This window comes from Psychrobacter sp. AOP3-A1-26, from assembly GCF_052378235.1.
In the GTDB taxonomy this organism is placed as follows: Bacteria; Pseudomonadota; Gammaproteobacteria; order Pseudomonadales; family Moraxellaceae; genus Psychrobacter.
Map to the genome: position 1 here is coordinate 38674 of NZ_JBQSXN010000003.1, position 18466 is coordinate 57139.

The 18466-nt window shown below is 42.8% G+C and carries 16 protein-coding genes and 3 pseudogenes; 13 read left to right on the plus strand and 6 right to left on the minus strand.

Annotated features, from left to right (window positions below; all coding sequences use genetic code 11):
* Nucleotides 1-5 precede the first annotated feature (5 nt).
* Nucleotides 6-872: a shikimate dehydrogenase gene (aroE, locus tag ACT3TU_RS01210; RefSeq protein ID WP_192522703.1), complete on the minus strand. Its 867-nt coding sequence runs from the start codon at nt 870-872 to the stop codon at nt 6-8.
* A gap of 392 nt (nt 873-1264) precedes the next feature.
* Here aroE and ACT3TU_RS01215 point away from each other — a divergent pair, with 392 nt between their 5' ends.
* Together ACT3TU_RS01215 and ACT3TU_RS01220 are read left to right on the plus strand one after the other, a co-directional pair.
* On the plus strand, nt 1265-1963 hold the full coding sequence (locus ACT3TU_RS01215) for a hypothetical protein (RefSeq protein ID WP_444783948.1): 699 nt from the start codon (nt 1265-1267) through the stop codon (nt 1961-1963).
* Between the two features lie 36 nt (nt 1964-1999).
* Complete coding sequence (locus tag ACT3TU_RS01220) at nt 2000-2980, plus strand: aminotransferase class IV (protein ID WP_225736885.1); 981 nt, start codon at nt 2000-2002, stop codon at nt 2978-2980.
* Here the strand turns inward: ACT3TU_RS01220 and ACT3TU_RS01225 are convergent.
* Complete coding sequence (locus tag ACT3TU_RS01225; protein ID WP_225736884.1) at nt 2977-3180, minus strand: DpnD/PcfM family protein; 204 nt, start codon at nt 3178-3180, stop codon at nt 2977-2979. The genes ACT3TU_RS01220 and ACT3TU_RS01225 overlap by 4 nt on opposite strands.
* 158 nt (nt 3181-3338) lie before the next feature.
* Here ACT3TU_RS01225 and ACT3TU_RS01230 point away from each other — a divergent pair, with 158 nt between their 5' ends.
* Both ACT3TU_RS01230 and ACT3TU_RS01235 read left to right on the plus strand, forming a co-directional pair.
* Complete coding sequence (locus ACT3TU_RS01230) at nt 3339-3905, plus strand: hypothetical protein (protein WP_192522701.1); 567 nt, start codon at nt 3339-3341, stop codon at nt 3903-3905.
* A 59-nt stretch (nt 3906-3964) separates the two neighbouring features.
* On the plus strand, nt 3965-4459 hold the full coding sequence (locus tag ACT3TU_RS01235; protein WP_192522700.1) for a hypothetical protein: 495 nt from the start codon (nt 3965-3967) through the stop codon (nt 4457-4459).
* Here the strand turns inward: ACT3TU_RS01235 and ACT3TU_RS01240 are convergent.
* Nucleotides 4456-5220: pseudogene (locus ACT3TU_RS01240) on the minus strand (DpnI domain-containing protein). The gene ACT3TU_RS01235 and the pseudogene ACT3TU_RS01240 overlap by 4 nt on opposite strands.
* A 161-nt stretch (nt 5221-5381) precedes the next feature.
* Between ACT3TU_RS01240 and mltG the strand changes: the two are divergent.
* Nucleotides 5382-6683, plus strand: a complete 1302-nt coding sequence (gene mltG / locus ACT3TU_RS01245; protein ID WP_192522699.1) for an endolytic transglycosylase MltG — start codon at nt 5382-5384, stop codon at nt 6681-6683.
* A 111-nt stretch (nt 6684-6794) separates the two neighbouring features.
* A complete protein-coding gene (gene tmk, locus ACT3TU_RS01250; protein WP_192522698.1) occupies nt 6795-7475 on the plus strand; it encodes a dTMP kinase in 681 nt (226 codons plus the stop codon).
* A gap of 220 nt (nt 7476-7695) precedes the next feature.
* Here tmk and ACT3TU_RS01255 read toward each other — a convergent pair whose 3' ends face one another.
* Complete coding sequence (locus ACT3TU_RS01255) at nt 7696-10035, minus strand: cation:proton antiporter (protein WP_192522697.1); 2340 nt, start codon at nt 10033-10035, stop codon at nt 7696-7698.
* Between the two features lie 877 nt (nt 10036-10912).
* Here ACT3TU_RS01255 and ACT3TU_RS01260 point away from each other — a divergent pair.
* The 5 genes and pseudogenes from ACT3TU_RS01260 to purC all read left to right on the plus strand — a co-directional run bounded on the left by ACT3TU_RS01260 (nt 10913) and on the right by purC (nt 16392).
* Nucleotides 10913-12276 (plus strand): annotated as a pseudogene (locus tag ACT3TU_RS01260) (Do family serine endopeptidase).
* Nucleotides 12277-12623: 347 nt separating this feature from the next.
* Nucleotides 12624-13775: a hypothetical protein gene (locus ACT3TU_RS01265; RefSeq protein ID WP_192522695.1), complete on the plus strand. Its 1152-nt coding sequence runs from the start codon at nt 12624-12626 to the stop codon at nt 13773-13775.
* Nucleotides 13776-14185: 410 nt separating this feature from the next.
* Nucleotides 14186-15091, plus strand: a complete 906-nt coding sequence (gene dapA / locus ACT3TU_RS01270; protein WP_192522694.1) for a 4-hydroxy-tetrahydrodipicolinate synthase — start codon at nt 14186-14188, stop codon at nt 15089-15091.
* A 143-nt stretch (nt 15092-15234) separates the two neighbouring features.
* Entirely contained in the window at nt 15235-15549 is a 315-nt protein-coding gene (locus ACT3TU_RS01275; RefSeq protein ID WP_192522693.1) for a hypothetical protein, read from the plus strand.
* 129 nt (nt 15550-15678) lie between these two features.
* Nucleotides 15679-16392, plus strand: coding sequence for a phosphoribosylaminoimidazolesuccinocarboxamide synthase (gene purC / locus ACT3TU_RS01280; protein ID WP_192522692.1), 714 nt, complete (start codon nt 15679-15681; stop codon nt 16390-16392).
* A 78-nt stretch (nt 16393-16470) separates the two neighbouring features.
* Here purC and ACT3TU_RS01285 read toward each other — a convergent pair whose 3' ends face one another.
* Nucleotides 16471-16917 (minus strand): hypothetical protein, encoded by a 447-nt coding sequence (locus ACT3TU_RS01285; RefSeq protein ID WP_192524935.1) that lies wholly within the window; start codon nt 16915-16917, stop codon nt 16471-16473.
* Nucleotides 16918-17154: 237 nt separating this feature from the next.
* Between ACT3TU_RS01285 and ACT3TU_RS01290 the strand changes: the two are divergent.
* Both ACT3TU_RS01290 and ACT3TU_RS01295 read left to right on the plus strand, forming a co-directional pair.
* Nucleotides 17155-17295: pseudogene (locus ACT3TU_RS01290) on the plus strand (DNA-3-methyladenine glycosylase); the annotation flags it as partial.
* Nucleotides 17296-17426: 131 nt separating this feature from the next.
* A complete protein-coding gene (locus ACT3TU_RS01295) occupies nt 17427-17738 on the plus strand; it encodes an NGG1p interacting factor NIF3 (RefSeq protein WP_444783949.1) in 312 nt (103 codons plus the stop codon).
* 9 nt (nt 17739-17747) lie between these two features.
* On the opposite strand, the gene ACT3TU_RS01300 is transcribed toward ACT3TU_RS01295, so the two are convergent.
* A complete protein-coding gene (locus ACT3TU_RS01300) occupies nt 17748-18122 on the minus strand; it encodes a hypothetical protein (protein WP_192524665.1) in 375 nt (124 codons plus the stop codon).
* Between the last annotated feature and the right edge of the window lie 344 nt (nt 18123-18466).

Consider the following 18466-nt stretch of genomic DNA (forward strand, 5'->3'; position numbering starts at 1 on the left):
ATCATTTATACTGACGGGGCTTTTAATGCCTCACTTGCCTGTCCAACATCGACAGCATGACCTGTCCAACGCTCAAAGCTCAAAGCAGCTTGTCCAATCAGCATGCCATAGCCGTCTGAGGTTTGCGCACTGTGCGCAGCAAAGTGCTCTAAAAATGGCAGCGTGCGACCATACATCATGTCGTAAGCATACTGGCAGCTGAGCCCATCGTGCAATGGCAATGTCTCACCTGACAGTCCGATAGAGGTCGCATTGATGATGATATCAAACGCGCCAGTTAATGCCGCTGTAGGGCAGGTTTTAATCTGCTTATCAGCGATAGTAGGACTAGCCGCGCTAAGCTCATCGACCAATACTTCTGCTTTAGTTACTGTACGGTTGGCAATAGTTAACTGGCCAATACCCGCTTGAATAAGGGGCAATATCACCCCACGTGCTGCGCCGCCTGCACCGATGAGAGCCACACGTGCGCCATTCAGCGGCCAGTTTAGGCTTGTCATATGATTGACCAGCCCTTGTCCGTCGGTATTATCGCCGTATAGTGCTTCTGCTATTGATGCGCCATTTTTCAACATTTCACTATTTAACAGCAGGGTGTTGACCGCACCAGCAACTTTGGCATGCTCGGATAAACCACCGCGCGCCGCACAGTCATCATAAGCGACTTGCTTAAACGGCACTGTGACATTGGCACCGATGCCACCACCATGAAAAAACGCTTCTATCACGGCGGTAAAGCTTGTGGCCTCATCGGGGCAGTATTGGCGTTCGTACGAGATATCGATACCGACTTGTGCGGCGAATTGCTGATGAATCTCAGGAGATTTGCTGTGGGCAATCGGATTGCCGATAACGATAAAGTGTTGGTTCATAAAGGGTCCACTGGCTAAAGGAAGCAATAAACTAAGAATAAAAAATCGATAAAACAGTCGATAATGCAATCATCAAAACCCAATCATCATAAGGGATAACATGGCGATTAACAAACTTGATGCTTGAACAGTAAGCCTTTCATTAAGCAGGTTTTTTATCCAAAAAGGTCTTTAACAAATCTGTACCCTCTTGGAGTGTTATCCGTAACGTAAAGGGTGGTCAAGTGTTAAGCAGTTCGGTAAACTATATAATAGTAAAACACTCTATCAATCTACTCTAATGATTGCTGGGTTATAGCTTTTATTAACCACGCTTTTTATTAATAAAATTTTTCATTATCAGCGCTATATTTGCCAGCACGTTGATATTATCCTGAGACTAACTTAAAACTGTGAGTAAATCGCCCATGTGGAATAGCACGCTACAAACCTTTGTGGTTGGTATGGTTATGGCAGTTGGAGTATCGTTGAGTAGCTGTGACAGCAGCAAAGACGATCTCCAAAAATCAGATACCAATGCTGAAACAATTGTAGACGACAGCAAGCAAACAGAGAATAATGCGCCAGTGCAGGACAATGCTGCCTCTAATGCTGACTTGGATGGCGCGACTGCTCAGCAAGGCACACAAGTGAAATATGATGTATCGGCTTGGGGTACTGATAAGGTAAAGTCGCTCAATATAACTGAGTTAGAGGGTATTAAATCATCTTTTGGGAAGGTGCGGAGTACTGATGAAAATAGCCTAGACTATGCCAGTAATCCAGCAGCCAAATATCGCTTTATGAATACGGATGAGCCTTATTTGGATGTGATTGACTCTGAAAAATATCTCGAGCTTGGCTGGTACTTTGCTAATCCTACTGATTCTGACAAAGAAAAAGAGCTGAGTCAAAATCATGCCAAAAAGGCTTATAAACTGTCGCGCCAATTGATGGGTGAAGAGGGTGGTAGACTAATCGCTGATATGCTTAATGGTCAAATTGCTAAAAATAAAGTCGTCGGTGGACACAAAGTAGAACTGGCAAAATGTGAGTTCTATAGCTGTATGCTGATCATCAATAAAACCGCTGTCCAGCCAGACGATAGCTAAGCTTGTGATAACTATTTTGTAGGAACCATAGTAACGATGATGTCGCCGATTAACCGCTGGTTATGCCTAAACTCACAAGGCAACAGTACAGATGTTACAGCAGTAACTACCTCATTAGACAATCGCGGTTTGGCATACGGTGATGGCTTTTTTACTACCATGGGCGTCATCGATGGTCAGATATTGTGGTTGGACTATCATCAGCAGCGGCTTGACTCTCACGCCAGCTCTTTGCATCTCGATTTAGATAGCCAGCTCTTATTAGTGGCCTTGCAAACGCACGCCGAGCAGCTACAACAAGGTATGCTCAAGCTCATCGTCTCCCGTGCCGCGCAAGATATTGGTGGTTATGGTTATACGCCCAGCGCCTCTGGTAGCGCTTGCGAGATTTGGCTAAAATCTTCTACGATGCTCGTTGGCACGGCTGAGCAGTTGCGCTTATCTGGTGAGCGTTTAGTCCCCATGCAGCCTGTCAGTACTGCCGTTTGCTTGTCTTCACAGCTCGCCTGCCTACCGCCGCCATTAGCAGGACTCAAAAGCCTTAATCGTCTGGATAATGTGCTGGCAAGTGGCGAGCTTCAAGCCATCAAGGCTCATAGATTAGCGTCTAATGCAGGGCTAGACAGTGCTAGTGTTGGCGAAGGTTTGCTGCGTGATATGAGCGGGCGCTGGGTTGAAGGCACGATGAGCAATGTGTTTTATCAATTATCAGACTCACAATTGCTAGAGCCGCAATCCTCACAATCCGACAGCCTTTTAGACCTCAATAAACATGACTCGAATTATTTAACTCAAGGACAATGGTACACGCCGTCTATGGCACAATCGGGCGTCGCGGGCGTGATGCGACAAGTCATTATCGATACATTGTCGAATAGCAAAAATCCTGTCATTATCAGGTCATTAAAAGACGAAGATTTATCACAGTTAAGCCAACTGTTCTTTTGCAATGCGCTGCGCGGGGTCATGCCGATGAATAGTCTGACGTTATTATCGGGTGAAGTGGTAGGTTTTTAAGTGATTTTAATCGTATTTAAAAATATTAAATTTAGTGTCAATAAAATCATCAGCATATAAAATAACTTCCTCATTGCGATACCTACCCGCGCCTTTAATAGTGCTTCTTGCTCGTTCTCTGCGCCAACTTCTACGATATTACTCAACGTCTCGACAATCTCTATCTGAAAGACTTTCTTTAATTTCTTATCTGTTTTCATCCTTACTATCCCCGATATACGCTTATCAAAATTTCTTTAGTAGTTATATCCGCTAGATTAGCAAGGGCGCTCAAAAAGAAGTGATCGTCTTTTGTTACGTAGCCTTGTGCGATAAGGAAAATCGATCAATTATAGTGATTTGATAAGGAAGGAAATCTATGGAATACATCTACGAAGATGAACGAATACCTCTACAAATCCGTCGACTATTAATTTTTGATGAGATTTGCAAATTAGCAAAGAAACAACCTGATGAAATTATTCACTTATCAAGATTTACTGAGTTATCGCTCGGTGTTATGTATCTGAAAGACTTTAAAAAGTTTATTGCGTTTGGTGGTGTGTTTGAGTATGCAGAAACAAGAGAAGAAGTTATCGAGCAACGTATTAGAGTTTTCCCTAACGATGAGCCAGTAACAAGGGCGCTAACAGTCAATTTAAAGCAGTTTACTCAGCCCGCGCGCACAGCTATCCAGCTGGTTTGGTATTGGAATAACTATGTTAAAAATAGAATGCACGCTTACGTCGATTATCGTGAAGAACACTTTTTTAAAATCAATGATGAAATTGAATCAGAATACCCACCGCATAAGTTTCATGACCGTCTCGTTGCAACGGCACGTTTACCTTTATGGGACGATAGAGAGGAGTTAATCGCAGACGTATACCGTGATAATAAAGGACAACCGAGGCCTGAACGCTTTAATGAGAAACGTTTAATATAATTTAAGGTGTTTAGAAATTGATCGTATTTTATTAAATATTATTTAACAGGAGATAATAAATGCGTACTACCTATGAAGAAAAACGTATCCCACTACAAATCCGCCGATTAATGCTATTTAGTGAAATATGTCGTAAAGCAAAAAAATATCCTGATGAAGTCGTTCACTTAGCGGGTTATTCAAAGATAGCATTCAATATTATTTATTCTGAAAAAGATAAAAAATATACAGCATTTGGTGGGACATTTAAGTATGCGCATATACGTCAAGAAGTCATAGAGCAAGGCGTAGACAAACTGTTTCATGATGAACCTGTGATGTGTGCGCTTACCGTAAAAAGACAAGCTTTTACCAAAGCTTCTCGTACGCCATTAGGACTATTAGTAGGCTGGAATAAACATGTAAAAAATAAATCTTCTAAATGCATTAAGGATAATATGGACACTTTTTTTAAAGTAAATGATGGGTTGGAGATGGACTATCCTCCGCACAAGTTCTATGAACGATTGGTGGCAAGCGCTTATTTGCCTCTTTGGGATGATAATCAAACTTAATATAATTTTCGATAATGTCCACGACCCAAAAACTCAATAATGCCTCTATCGCGTAATACTTGTAATTGCTAACGGATTTTATCTTTAACATGGTTGTTTTCAGGGTATTTGAGTTTTAATAAGTCAGCAAACGCATAAACTTGATTGAGAGAAAAGCTGTCTTCTAGTCTATCGATACATTGCCACACATCTAGCGTCCAACCACGCGAAGCTGTAGATTGCTTACGTAGAAACAAGGTTTTTTGAAATTGTTCGGTGACATTATCGCGTGGTATAACTTGCTGGTCTTTGACCAAAAATACTTTCCCTGATTCGGGCACTTTACGCAAATCGATATTACAGCCAACCCAACCTGCGCGTTTGGCAGTGGCTAATAAAGGTTTGCGTTTTATAATCATGTCTGGTTTAAAAAACTGTTTTGGAATGATTAAAAAGTTATTGACTGTATATTCTTGAGAGTAGGTTAAAAAGAAAAAACTGGGATTATCTTCGCTACTGATACGTTCAATCATGGTGTTATAAGCACCATCATTAATAACGTTACTCAACTTTGCCTTTTTACTTTTTAGCTCATATTCCTCGCTGCAATATCCGCAATAAAAGTCAGCGACAGGTTGGTTATTAGCAAATTCAACCAATGGTTCGGCATTACAATTTGGGCAATAGCCTTGATTAGCGACCCAATCTTCACTTAGTACCCTAATCCTTTGAGGTTCAGACTTATAGTTTTTGGCAAGACTTTGATTAAAATGTAGATTCATAACCCATTTTCTTATCAGAATTAAAATTTAAAATTATTAATAAGCGATATAGCGATATAACTTGTTATAAACACCAAGTTAATGCATAAGCTAAGCAAATACCATTGAAAATCACACAGTTCAGTGCTAAATTCTAGCAAACTTCTGCCTCGCGAGTTGCCATGAGCAAGCCCACACCTGAAACGCCTCCTGAACGTCCTAATGATACGCCATCGAATAAGCAAGATGGCACTGTTGACGAGCGTGTCGATACGGTTGATACCACGCTGGCGGATACACAACCAGAGGTCGATGAGGTAGAGCAGCCGCCAGCAACGGATGTCTCACTCATCAGTGGAGACAGTAAGCCGCGAGAGTATAAAGCGGACAATCAATCGTTTTTTATGCAGCGTGGCTATCAGGTGCTACTCGTGCTGGGGCTCATAGCTGCATTTTTGCTAGTGATGGTTTATCAGACATTATTTGGACGTGTTGAGCAGCCAAAGCAGATGGTCACGATTGAGCAGGGTCAGACGTATTATGGATTATTGCCGCAATGGCAACAGCAGATTCCGCTGTTTTCTGCCAGTATCGCCAAGCTGTATATCAAGTCGCAAGTCGATGGCCCACTGCATGCGGGTATCTATCAATTACCAGAAAATCCCACCATTGCTGAAGCACTACAAGTGCTGGGGCAAGGGGCAAAAGCGGCGATGGTCAAGGTACAAATCATCGAAGGCAAAACCTCGAAGGATTTATATCAAACGTTACGCGATAATGACAATATCATAAAAGAGGCACTGACCGACGCTAGTGGCAATGATAACGACAATGCCAGTATTGCTCAGACATTGGATTTGGCAGGTATATTGCCCGATGCGGTGACCAGCAGTGATGATGCTATCGTCAATCATAACCTTGAAGGCTGGTTTGCCCCAGATACGTATTATTACGGTGAAGGCACCAGTGATAAAAAAGTGCTGACTGACTTGTATAAGCGTCAACAGCAAGCGCTGACCGACGCGTGGGAAAACCGTGCGCCTGATTTGCCTTATAAAACACCTTATGAAGCGCTGGTGATGGCATCTATCATCGAAAAAGAAACCAGCGTGGTAGAAGAGCGTCCTTTGGTATCAGCAGTGTTTAATAATCGCCTCAATAAAGGCATGCGCCTACAAACCGATCCGACCATTATCTATGGTATGGGCAGTCGCTATGACGGTAATATCCGCCGTAAAGACATCGATGAAAAAACTGCTTATAATACCTATCAAATTGATGGCTTGCCGCCCACACCAATCGCCCTACCGTCTGCGGCTTCCATCGAAGCGACCTTGCATCCTGCTGATAGTGAGGCACTATACTTTGTGGCGACCGGTAACGGCGGACATAAATTTACCAGCAGCTTGAGTGAGCACAATCAAGCGGTAAAAAAATATCTCAGCGTCATGCGTGAAAAGAAAGCCCAAACACCGGCGCAGTAAGTGGTTTCTTTAGCTTGTTGTTAAATAAGAAGCCTATCGTTTATTGAGCATTTCGTTTATTGAGCGTTATCATTATAAATATAACGCTCATCAATGACATAAGGTCATAGCATGTCAGCATCCACCCAAACACCGTTGTTTCAAAACACCACTACACCGACTCAAGGGCGCTTTATCAGTTTTGAGGGCACTGAAGGTGTGGGTAAAACCACCGCTATCGAGCAGTTATGCGCACATTTGCAGGCGCGTGGTATTGATTATCTGCGTACTCGTGAGCCGGGCGGTAGTCCGTTTGCGGAGCGTTTGCGCGCTATCCTGTTAGACCCTGAGACGATTATCAATGATGATACAGAATTGCTATTAATGTTTGCCGCACGCTGTGACCATATGCAGCAAGTGATATTGCCAGCGCTACAACGCGGCACATGGGTGATATGTGATAGATTTACTGATTCGACCATTGCTTATCAAGGGTTTGGGCGGGCGCATGGTGATGAAGCAGTACGTGCCAAGATTGAGTTGCTTATCGAGCAGTTTTTGACGCAATTACCTGAGCTGACCTTGTGGTTAGACTTGCCCGTATTAGAAGGTATGGCGCGCGCCAATAAACGTAGCGCAGCCGACCGCTTTGAGCAACAAGCAACAGAGTTTTTTACTTGGGTGCATAAAGGTTTTAGCACGCTGGCGACCGAGTACCCCGAGCGTATACAGCGTATTGATGCAACTGGCACGGCTAGTGAGGTTAGCGCACGTATATGGCAAGCGGTTCAGGACAGGTTTGAGCTGAGTTGATACGCTTTAAAACCGATACGAGTGCTACTGGAGTAAATTTTTCGCAGCCTCTGTCACGCTTGTGAACAGCAAGCAAGAAAAATTTATAACAGTAGCACGTGGCTATTTACTTTATTACAATCGTATCGATTTTATTTAGAGCCTATAGCTCTGAAGAAAAAAGCCCCAACTGTCCGTTGGGGCTTTTGTATTTTATAGACTAATTTTAAAAAAGCAGCAGTTATTCTTTACCTGTCTTCTTCTTATCTAGATCTTTCTGCACAACGTCTTTACTGGCGTCAGCATCAGAACTAGCATCAGCGCCAGTGCTAGTCGCATTGTTTTGACCAGAGTCTGGCAGACGATTTGGATCAAGTGAGCCTTTTTTAGTTTTAGGGGCGTTACCATCACCGTTGGTATTGCTAGATAGCTTACTCTTAGAAGTGGTCTTTGACTCTGCGGTCGAATTGGCTGACATTACACCTTTATCAACAGTGTTAGCAGGTTCAGACTTTGATTCTGCACCCTTATCGTTAGCCGTTGTTGGCTTGGCTGGCGCTGATTCAGACGAGGAACTATCATTAGCGCTGGTTGATGAGTCACTTGAGACCTTTTGCTCATTGTCTGTTTCAGGGTTATTATCTTTGTCGGTCGCTGTTGCAGGGTCTTGCTCTGCTACGTCAGCGTTATCGTCGCTTAACTCCTTTTCTTTACGCTTATCAGGTGCTTTTGATTTGGACTCAAAATTGGCATCGGCAGCCATACGCGCCTGCTCTTGCTTAGGCGTTACATCGACTGGCTTTGGTTGTACTTCATCTTCCACGACCAGTGAAATGAGCTTGCGATCACGGGGTACTGTCCCATCGAACTTATTCGTGATGACGTGTAGCTTGCCTTCTTTGTCGATAGTGTAGAGCGGAACAAACTGTTTATTATCAGCTTTATATTGCTCAAAGCTATAACTGTCAGTGATGTTAGTGATTTTGATACGGGCTTTTTTCGATAGCATGCTGGCAAGCTTGGTATAAGTGGCATCATCAAACAGCCATTGTGAGTGGAAGTTTGATTGCTTATCATCACGCTCACTTTTAACTTTTTCATCACTGAATTTGAGACGATATAACTTGCGCTCGCCAAATTCATGACGGTAATGAATCTCAGACAAGGTGTTCATCTCTTTGTCCATACTCATGGCAAATAAACGGCCAATACCGATAAGATCAAGATGATGGTCGGCATGGTCTGAGATGGGATTGCCAAAGTAAGTGCGTAGACCGCTCATGCGTGCGCGGGCAATATTGGTATAGTTATTATGAGCGACGATGACATCGAAGCCCTGCTCCTTTAACGAGGTGGCTACCAACAGGGCAATAGGGTTTGAGCCAACGATAAGAATCCCGTTGGTTTCAGGCTCACGTACGCCCAAGAAATTACCAACCATTTTTGCGCCCAAACCTTGAATCATTACTGTACCAATAATGACCAAAAATACTAATGGCACTAGCAGTTCAACGCCTTGAATATCATATTCTTGCAAGCGAATAGCAAACAGCGATGAGATAGCAGCCGCAACGATACCACGCGGGCCAATCCAGCTAATCATCAGCTTTTCATTGGTCTTTAAGTTGGAGCCAATAGAAGATGCCCACACCGATAAGGGGCGTGCGACAAACATCACGATTGCTAGCAATACCAATCCTGCAAAGCCCACGCTAAGCAGACTTTCAAGCTCAACACGGGCAGCAAGAATGATAAACAATACCGAGACTAATAAAATGGTTAACGATTCATTAAACTCTAAAATCGTCTCACGCGGGAATTTTGGCCAGTTGGCAAGAGCAACGCCCAATACCGTAACCGTCAATAGACCCGATTCATGCTCTAAATGGTTTGATACTGAAAATAAGACTAAGACAAAAGCAAGGGTAAAGACATTGCGCAAAAACTCAGGAATCATATGACGGCGCATGAGGAATGCCAATACCCAAGCACCCGCCATGCCAAGCGCAGTCGCCAATACTACGATTTTGGCAAATAGCAAAATGCTACTGGCTTCGCCACCTGAGATAATATACTCATAGACCAAAACCACGGCGATAGCGCCAATCGGGTCAATGATAATCCCTTCCCATTTAAGGATGTTGGATATGGTTTTATTGGGACGCACACTACGCAGTAGCGGCATAATCACCGTTGGGCCCGTCACGCACACCAGCGCACCGAATAATAAAGCTATCAGCGGGTCGACATCGAATAATAGATAGGTCGATAACGCGACGATGGCAATGGTGATAAGGACGCCGACGGACACCAGCATCTGCACGACGGTACCGTGTTGTTTGATTTCATCGAACTCGAGCGTTAGCGAGCCTTCGAATAGGATAATCGCCACCCCCAAGGAGATAAAGGGGAACATCAGCTCGCCTAATACCAAGTCGGGGTCAAATACGCCGAGCACAGGGCCAACGATAATACCAATCAATAATAAAAATAAAATGGACGGTTGCTTTAAATACCAAGCCAACCATTGGGCGGCGATGCCAATCCCAACCACGCCGGATAGCAGTAGGGCGGTATCCATAAATTAATCCTTTTATAATCTTGTCATATTTCATACCTATCAATAGCCACTATAGAGCAGTTGCTATAGGCAGCATATTTATGGGTTGATGCAAGCAACATGAACAGCTGAGCGATAGTGTTGGTCGCTAAGAGTAGCCGCTATGTATCACAGCATAAATCACCACATGAGTTAGGTATGATATAACTACTACAAATAAGTATAGACAAAAGCATTCCTAAATCATTAGAAATGCAAATAAGGGTGATGTTAATCAATATGACTAACGTATAGTCAATAATATTATTAAAATATGACTTTTGTTTGCTTATGAAATTATTTGGCTTGCTATCATAGCATGGTTTTATTTCGTCCTTATCGATGTTACCTCTTTCAGATAGCCTCGATAAGTAGTAATGCTTTGCAAAGCAAGTAAGCAATAACTGTGCCGTGACCTATCCTTGATTATTACTACAGCAAATTAGCGCTTTTTTATTTATCATACAGTAGCCGCGTTTGTCATGCACGTCACGACTATGACAATCTGTGTTAAAGGGTATAATCCATAAATATAAATGGTCGATGGCAAAAATTTATAAAAGCCAGTAACCTAATAGATTTATCAGGTCAATATAAAAGAGATACATGGGACTGGTATAGATTTTTTATGGCCTCTGTTGTTGGCACAGGCACAGCAAGTAAGCAAGCAAGCAAGCTTTGTACCAGTCCTGCGTCATAATACTGTGTATTTATTTATGTAGTATCGACTATCTCAACAATAATAATTATCACTTATATGGAGGGAAATATGCCTATTAATATGTTTAGAGGACAATCCAATTTTAAAATGCAGCATTGGTTGCAGCATAGTACATTAGCGCTTGCCATTGGCACAGCGATGGTAGCCAGTATTAATGTCGCTACCATGCCGACCGCTGAAGCAGCAGTCACTACGGCAGATTTTTCTGGCTTAGTTCAACAAGTCACCCCAGCAGTCGCCCGCGTCAATGTCACCAAAACTGTCAGCGAAGCGGAACTTGCCAAGGCTCAAACTGCTGAGTTATTGAGGCAGTTTTTTGGTGATCGCTTGCGTATCCCTGAGCAGGCAGCGACACCCGCGATTGAGCACGCTTATGGGACGGCTTTTTTATCACCAAAGATGGCTATATGCTCACCAATCATCATGTGGTCGAAGGCGCTGACACCATTACTGTCACCCTCAATGACCGCACAGAGCTGGATGCGACCTTGGTAGGTAGTGATGAGCGCTCAGATGTGGCCGTACTAAAAATAAAAGGTACCACGTTTCCTGCGTTGCCTATTGGCGATTCAAATAGCCTAAAAGTAGGGGAGCCGGTACTGGCGATTGGCTCGCCATTTGGCTTTGATTATTCAGCATCGGCGGGTATCGTCAGCGCCAAATCGCGTAATTTTTCACGTGAGACCAGTGTGCCATTTATCCAAACCGATGTGGCACTCAATCCTGGAAATTCAGGTGGCCCCTTATTTAATCAGCGTGGTGAAGTCATCGGTATTAACTCGCGTATCTTTAGTGGTACTGGCGGCTATATGGGACTGTCGTTCTCTATTCCGATTGATGCAGCGATGGATATCTACGAGCAGCTAAAAACCAATGGTGAAGTGGCTCGCGCCTATTTAGGTATTTATCCGCAAGATATCGATCGCAATCTGGCAGAGGCTTATAATTTAGCGCGTCCGCAAGGGGCGTTATTGACTCGTGTTTCCCCCGACTCGCCGGCTCAAAAAGCGGGATTAAAATCAGGGGATGTTATTTTGCAATATAACAATGTGCAGATTATGGAGGCGTCAGATTTATTGAACCTGATTAATCGGGCACGTCCTGATGATGCGTTTCGTGTGCAGATTCAGCGTGATGGCAAGCAATCGATTATCACTGGCAAGCTTCGTAACGCATCCAATAATATGCAATCACAAGGACGTGCTCAGCAAGATAACGAGATAAGCTTAGGGTTGGCACTGCGTAATCTAACTTCAGAGGAGCAAATAGAGTTGGCTTCTGATAATAAGACTGGCGTATTAGTCACTGCTGTCGAGCCGACAGGGCTAGCGGCGCGCTCGGGCATATTGGCGGGTGACGTTATTACCAACCTGCATCAAAAATCAATTAAAACCGTCAATGACTTTTCTGGTGCTGTTTCATCATTACCCGAAAAAGGTGTGGTGACCATTGAGATTATGCGTCAGGGGATTCCTGGTATTATCGGCTTACGTATTGAGTAGCCGTTATAGATAGCCAGTCACAAATAGCCCGTTCAAAAACAAGTACGTCACAATATGCCTTAGTGATAATTGTACTTGTTTATCATAGAGGTCGACCTCTATAATGGCTGATTTTTTTATCAGATGTCTATTTTAATCAGGTGGTTGTTGTTATCCGATGATCAGGGTATGTTCTCAATTTAAACGATCATTATCTGAATGGGCTGATGTTTATCCCGTTTTTATGACTGTTATTAGTAGGGCATCTTTTAATTTATTCGTTGAGTGATTTATTTATTGTTCAATACGTTCTAACATAGGGTGAGCCATTTAATTGGTTTGTACCCTTATATAATTATCAGGTAATTATGATTGATGACCACGCTTTTTATACGCTAAGTATCTCTACGGCAGCAGCATTGCTCGCGTATATCGTACTGTGGTCAGGATTACAAACCTTCAATGCCAATCCTACCAAGCGTTTTATGCGCATTTGGTTTAAGTTAGCGTTATATTACGCGGCTTATACCATGCCTGTTTGGGTTGTGCTATTAATCATCGGTTGGTTGCAAGCAGTGTCACCGATGCTCGCGCAGTTATCTTTATTATCTGTGCTGATGATTTCACTAGTAATGGGGCTATACTTTTATACCGTGGTGGTGCAGCCCAACCGTCTACGCTTAGCGCATCAGGCGATTGATTTGGACTTATCAACACCGCTCACGGTCGCTGTACTGGCTGATTTACGCATAGGAATATATAGCGGAAAGCCGCGCCATATTCGCAAGCTTGTTGCCACTATTAATGCGCTACAAGCAGATGCGGTATTGATTACGGGTGATTGGTTATATTATCCAAGCGCAGATTTGGTGGGACAATTGATGCTGTTTAAAGGGGTTAATAAACCTGTTTATACGGTGATGAGCACCTCGGATTTACGCTATCAATCGATTAACACCACCAAGCAGGGACAGCCCCTATTAGAAGACACCTTGGCCAGTACCTTTGATGTGCTCGATATCAGTTATATCGGACAGCAATGTACCTCGTTACCACTGAAATGTGCTGGGTCTGCCAATAAGAGTTTGCAAGACAACTCCATTGTCGCAGCGCTCTGCGGCTGGCAGGATGTGCCGAAGCAATTCACTGATATTAAGGATGCCAATGCAACAGGTAAGGCCGCTCTAGGGGCAGAAATTGCGACTGCTACCAAGCCAGTCATTATTTTGGCTTCACGATTCGATAGTATTAGAGATTTACCAAAAGCCTTGCAGCCGCGACCACTATTGATTACTGGCGCGGCAAAAACAACGCAAAAAAATATATGGCTGGCACAAAAACAAAAAGATATCGAGCGTAGTCGTGAGCAGTCAACCTTGTTAAATAGCAGCCGTATGGGTCAGCAGCGCGGTTTATATCAGCACGGTAGTGCGCAGATATTTGTTAGTAGCGGTATTGGTACTCGAGGATTGCCTTTTCGGTTGTATCGTCCCACTATCGATGTGTTGACGATTCGTTAATACTATCTAAAAGACTTATCAGTGCTGATGCATTGCGCTAAACTGACTGTTAAGCGAATATTCTACTTGGCAATAAGGCTTGAGCCGAATGTTGATGAGATGCGGCGAGAGAAAGTAGGCGTATTTTGGCGCTCAATTTAGATATTGCATCTCAATTGATTGATAGCGGTTAAAGTAAAATATGCTACACTAACAGGCGTTTTTATTGCTATCAGCCAATTACAGTGGCAGCCGATAAAAATAGCGTTAATGACTTTAGAAGAGATAAATAAATAGTATTAACATCACGCAAGATATTGCCTTTTACGTTATTTTTATTAAACGTTGAGCTTTAAGTTAAAAGGCACTTGCAAACGACCTATCATGTGACAGCTTTAATAAAAGCTAGGATAATACAGTAAGGCACGGTTATGAGCACAGCATACGACGAAATCAAAACCCGACTACAAGGCTCAATGGTAGCCTTGGTAACGCCCATGCACCCTGACGGTAAGGTCGATTATAAACGTCTGGCAGACCTCATAGATTGGCAGATTGAACAAGGTACACATTGCCTAGTCGCCGTTGGCACCACTGGTGAATCAGCGACGTTATCTATGCAAGAGCACAGCGAGGTGATTCGCTATTTTGTGCAGCATGTCAAAGGCCGTGTGCCAGTGATTGCTGGTACAGGCGCCAACAATACGACCGAAGCGATTAAGCTGACCCAAGACGCTGCCGATGCGGGTGCAGACTGTGCGTTATTGGTCGCGCCTTATTATAATAAACCGCCGCAAGAAGGTTTATACCAGCATTATAAAACCATCGCTGAAGCAGTGGACATCCCGCAGATGCTCTACAACGTACCAGGACGTACGGTCGTTGATATCGCCCAAGAAACGGTTGAGCGCTTAGCAGATATAGACAATATCGTAGCGATTAAAGACGCAACAGGGTCGGTCGGACGCGGTGAGCAATTAATTAAAGCTGTTGGTGACAGATTGGTTGTTCTATCTGGTGATGATGGTACCGCGCTTGAGCTGATGAAAGTAGGCGGCAAAGGTAATATTTCGGTGACTGCCAACGTGGCACCAAAAGCCATGAGCGAAACTTTTACCGCAGCCTTGCGCGGCGACTTTGACACGGCTAATAAAGCACATGATGTCATCAAACACTTACACCGTGACTTATTTATCGAGTCCAGCCCTATTCCTGTTAAATATGCTTTATATAAAATGGGCATGATAGATAACGGTATCCGCTTGCCATTGGTTTGGCTAGCAGAACAACATCATGCGACGATTGATGAAGCCTTGGTGCGTGCAAACTTACTATAGATGCGCGCAAGATTATTATAAAACCAAGCGTTATAGAGGCTAAGCCAGTTATTAATAAATAGGCTTAGTAGCTGCTATAAGGTCTGGTAAAATAATACGCCAGTTGCCCAAATGAGTGTTAATTGCTAACTTAGAGAGATAACATGATGAAAACATCATCACCGACTACAAAGATATTCCCCGCGATGCTAACCTTAGTTTTGGGCAGCACCCTAGTATTGAGCGGCTGCCAAACTGCTAAAAACTTACTGGGTAAGCGTGACAACGGTAGCCTAGAATACCAACAAAGCAAAAAATTGGCGCCTATAGAGCTGCCAGCTACCAAAGAAACAGCCCCTTTTGTGCCTTTATATCAAACCCCTAACGCGGGTGCAAATACGCTCAAATTACAAAACGAATCAGGCAGCCAGTATCAATTGCCGAAGCCTCAGCGTACGGTAAGCCCTACCTCAAATTAAATCCATTTCTCTATTTGTATCGCTGGTTTTCACGGTCACTAATGCATATATCATTAATACTGTATTATCAGATCCAGTGATATCTGCGCGTTTTTACCACATAAGCTTGAACGAACAGGAATCCCGATAATGCAAAAGCAACAACTGCTGTATAAAGGCAAAGCCAAATCCGTTTATGAAACAGAAGACAACGATCTGCTGATTCTACACTTTCGCGATGATACCTCAGCGCTTGATGGCAAACGTATCGAGCAGTTGGCACGCAAAGGCGTCGTCAATAATCGCTTTAATGCGTTTATCATGCAAAAATTGGCGGATGCTGGCATCGAGACGCATTTTGAAAAGCAATTGTCTGATGATGAAGTTTTGGTCAAACGTTTAGAGATGATTCCGGTTGAGTGCGTGGTACGTAACTTTGCTGCTGGTAGTTTGGTGCGTCGTTTGGGTGTAGAAGAAGGGCAGGCTTTGACGCCGCCTACCTACGAGCTGTTCTATAAAGATGATGCGCTTGGCGATCCGATGGTCAATGAATCACTTTCTATTTCTCTTGATTGGGCTAATGAGGCACAGCTGGCGAGAATGAAAGAGCTGAGCTATCAAGTCAATGACGTACTAAAAGCACTATTTGATGCAGGCGATTTAATATTGGTCGATTTCAAACTAGAGTTTGGCGTGTTCCACGATCGTATCGTCCTAGGTGATGAGTTCTCACCAGATGGCTGCCGTATTTGGGACAAAGTCACTAAGAAAAAACTGGATAAAGACCGTTTCCGTCAGTCATTAGGTGATGTGATCGAAGGCTATGAAGAAGTCGCTAAGCGTATTGGTGTGCCATTAAGTTAAGTAATTTATCTGGGTTAATTTTATAGTATAGAAAAAAAGCTGAGCCATGGGCTCAGCTTTTTTATGCAAGTAAATAAATTAGCTGTCTTTACGTGCTTCTTTGATTTTCTTAGAAGCAAAATCCATTGCATCGGCTGCTTTATCGGCTAAGGTACCAGCCATTTCTTTTGCTTTAGTCGTTGCCGTGTCTGTCAATGATGAGTCTTTATCATCGGCATTAGAGTCTTTACTGTCTTTATCTTTTTTATCAGAACTTTTTTTATCAGAATCATCACTATCTTTTTCGCTGTCATTATCGGATGCTTTGTTGTCTTTGTTGTCTTTGTTGTCTTTGTTGTCTTTGTTGTCTTTGTTGTCTTTGTTGTCTTTGTTGTGTGAGTTTTTATCTTTATTGTCTGACTCTTTATTAGTGCTCTGATCTTTTGAATCTTGAGCTGTATTATTATTTTTTACGTCGTCCTTTTTATCTTCTGCTTTATCATTGTTGTTTTTCTGCTTATCATTTTGCGTATTAGAGTTACTCATGATCTTATCCCTTTGATTATATTAATTTTAATGTGTAGAGCCATTATTAAGATTACTATCATATAAAGTTAAGTGTCTGTATAACATCAGTTGCAATAGGTAAAGGTATGCGCTGTTAAACCTTAGTTAAGTGCTTTTGTGTTAAATTTATACTGCGGTAATAATAGAGTGTAAATACAAACTTTTGAAAGCAGGTGATAACTGATGTTACCTAATCTCGAATCTATTATTCCTGCCTCAGAAGTCTGGGTTGAAGACGATGGTTGTCAGCCACCTGTGTCACTGCGTCCATATATTGGCATCGATTATGCGGGTGAGGCAAAGGATTGGCTGCTACGTTATATATGGACAAACCATGCCTCGTTATCTAAAAAATAGTAAAACTTATATAGTCGGTTCAAAATAAAAGCGATACGATCGTCGTATAGCCAATAGCACTGTCTCAGTTTTAAAGTGAATTCACTATAGTTTCAGCTAATTTTTATCACTAGATTTTATGGGAGCCGTTTATGTATAAACTCACCGTTTTTATTCCAGAAGAAGCATTGGAGCAGGTTAAGTCAGCGTTGTTTGCTGCGGGAGCTGGGACGATTGGGCGTTATGAGCAGTGTTGTTGGCAAGTAAAAGGAACAGGGCAGTTTATGCCACTGGCAGGCAGTAATCCCCATATAGGGTCACATGATAAGGTAGAGAGGGTCGATGAGTGGCGAGTAGAAATGGTGGTTGATGAAGCCGCCATTCATAAGGTTATTGCAGCGTTAAAGCAGGCGCATCCTTATGAGACGCCTGCATACGATATCATCGAAGTATTAGATCTCTAGGCTAAATGTTTAATCTTCTTTAACCTTAAGCACATTATACCCAGGATAGCCTAGCTCGATTTTATAGTCTTCGCCGCCGCGTTCGGCTTTTACTTTAATAGTGTTGTTGCCCTTTTTATATTTAACATCTCTAACCCGGTAGCCCATACTGCTGACTTTATTGGCCGCTTGCTGCTCGATCGCAGGGCGATAAAAATCCTTATCGATGCTCTTAATGGTTTTCTTGTGTTTCTTATACACACTGCTGTCTTTATAAATATCTTCATAAACGTCGCCAAAAGCATTGTAGCCACCAGGAGCGCTGACACAGCCTGTTGTTATCGTTAATAGAGCAGCAACCATAGCAGTAGCAGTGGTGGTCTTTAAAAAGGTTTTGTTTATCATAAGGTTATCCCATTATTATATTAAAAGTGTCTAATTATAGTCAGTCCTAAATAAAATAAGTACAAATATTATCACGTGTTACTGGGACAAATTTTTCTTGCTTGCTGTGCCAGCGCAGACAGAGGCTACGCAAAATTTATCCCAGTAGCACTGTATTTTTTTATAGTGGATCGGCTATATATTAAAAGTGTCTATCATAAAATGGCTATGGTAAAGCACCTAGCGTAGAGCGATAAAAAAATGGCCAGACAAACCAAAGGCTGGTTTATTTGACCGAAGGCATCAAGAGGTCAACGATGCCAAAATTAAAAGCCAAACGCATAACCATTAAGCGGCATACGTTC

Bases quoted from the DNA above. Each gene is read 5' to 3' on its own strand.
- ACT3TU_RS01230 (WP_192522701.1), top strand. From the start codon at position 3,339: ATGGAATACATCTACGAAGATGAACGAATACCTCTACAAATCCGTCGA.
- ACT3TU_RS01295 (WP_444783949.1), top strand. From the start codon at position 17,427: ATGTATAAACTCACCGTTTTTATTCCAGAAGAAGCATTGGAGCAGGTT.
- ACT3TU_RS01235 (WP_192522700.1), top strand. From the start codon at position 3,965: ATGCGTACTACCTATGAAGAAAAACGTATCCCACTACAAATCCGCCGA.
- purC (WP_192522692.1), top strand. From the start codon at position 15,679: ATGCAAAAGCAACAACTGCTGTATAAAGGCAAAGCCAAATCCGTTTAT.
- ACT3TU_RS01265 (WP_192522695.1), top strand. From the start codon at position 12,624: ATGATTGATGACCACGCTTTTTATACGCTAAGTATCTCTACGGCAGCA.
- ACT3TU_RS01300 (WP_192524665.1), bottom strand. From the start codon at position 18,122: ATGATAAACAAAACCTTTTTAAAGACCACCACTGCTACTGCTATGGTT.
- mltG (WP_192522699.1), top strand. From the start codon at position 5,382: ATGAGCAAGCCCACACCTGAAACGCCTCCTGAACGTCCTAATGATACG.
- aroE (WP_192522703.1), bottom strand. From the start codon at position 872: ATGAACCAACACTTTATCGTTATCGGCAATCCGATTGCCCACAGCAAA.
- ACT3TU_RS01220 (WP_225736885.1), top strand. From the start codon at position 2,000: ATGATGTCGCCGATTAACCGCTGGTTATGCCTAAACTCACAAGGCAAC.
- tmk (WP_192522698.1), top strand. From the start codon at position 6,795: ATGTCAGCATCCACCCAAACACCGTTGTTTCAAAACACCACTACACCG.
- ACT3TU_RS01275 (WP_192522693.1), top strand. From the start codon at position 15,235: ATGATGAAAACATCATCACCGACTACAAAGATATTCCCCGCGATGCTA.
- ACT3TU_RS01285 (WP_192524935.1), bottom strand. From the start codon at position 16,917: ATGAGTAACTCTAATACGCAAAATGATAAGCAGAAAAACAACAATGAT.
- ACT3TU_RS01225 (WP_225736884.1), bottom strand. From the start codon at position 3,180: ATGAAAACAGATAAGAAATTAAAGAAAGTCTTTCAGATAGAGATTGTC.
- ACT3TU_RS01255 (WP_192522697.1), bottom strand. From the start codon at position 10,035: ATGGATACCGCCCTACTGCTATCCGGCGTGGTTGGGATTGGCATCGCC.
- dapA (WP_192522694.1), top strand. From the start codon at position 14,186: ATGAGCACAGCATACGACGAAATCAAAACCCGACTACAAGGCTCAATG.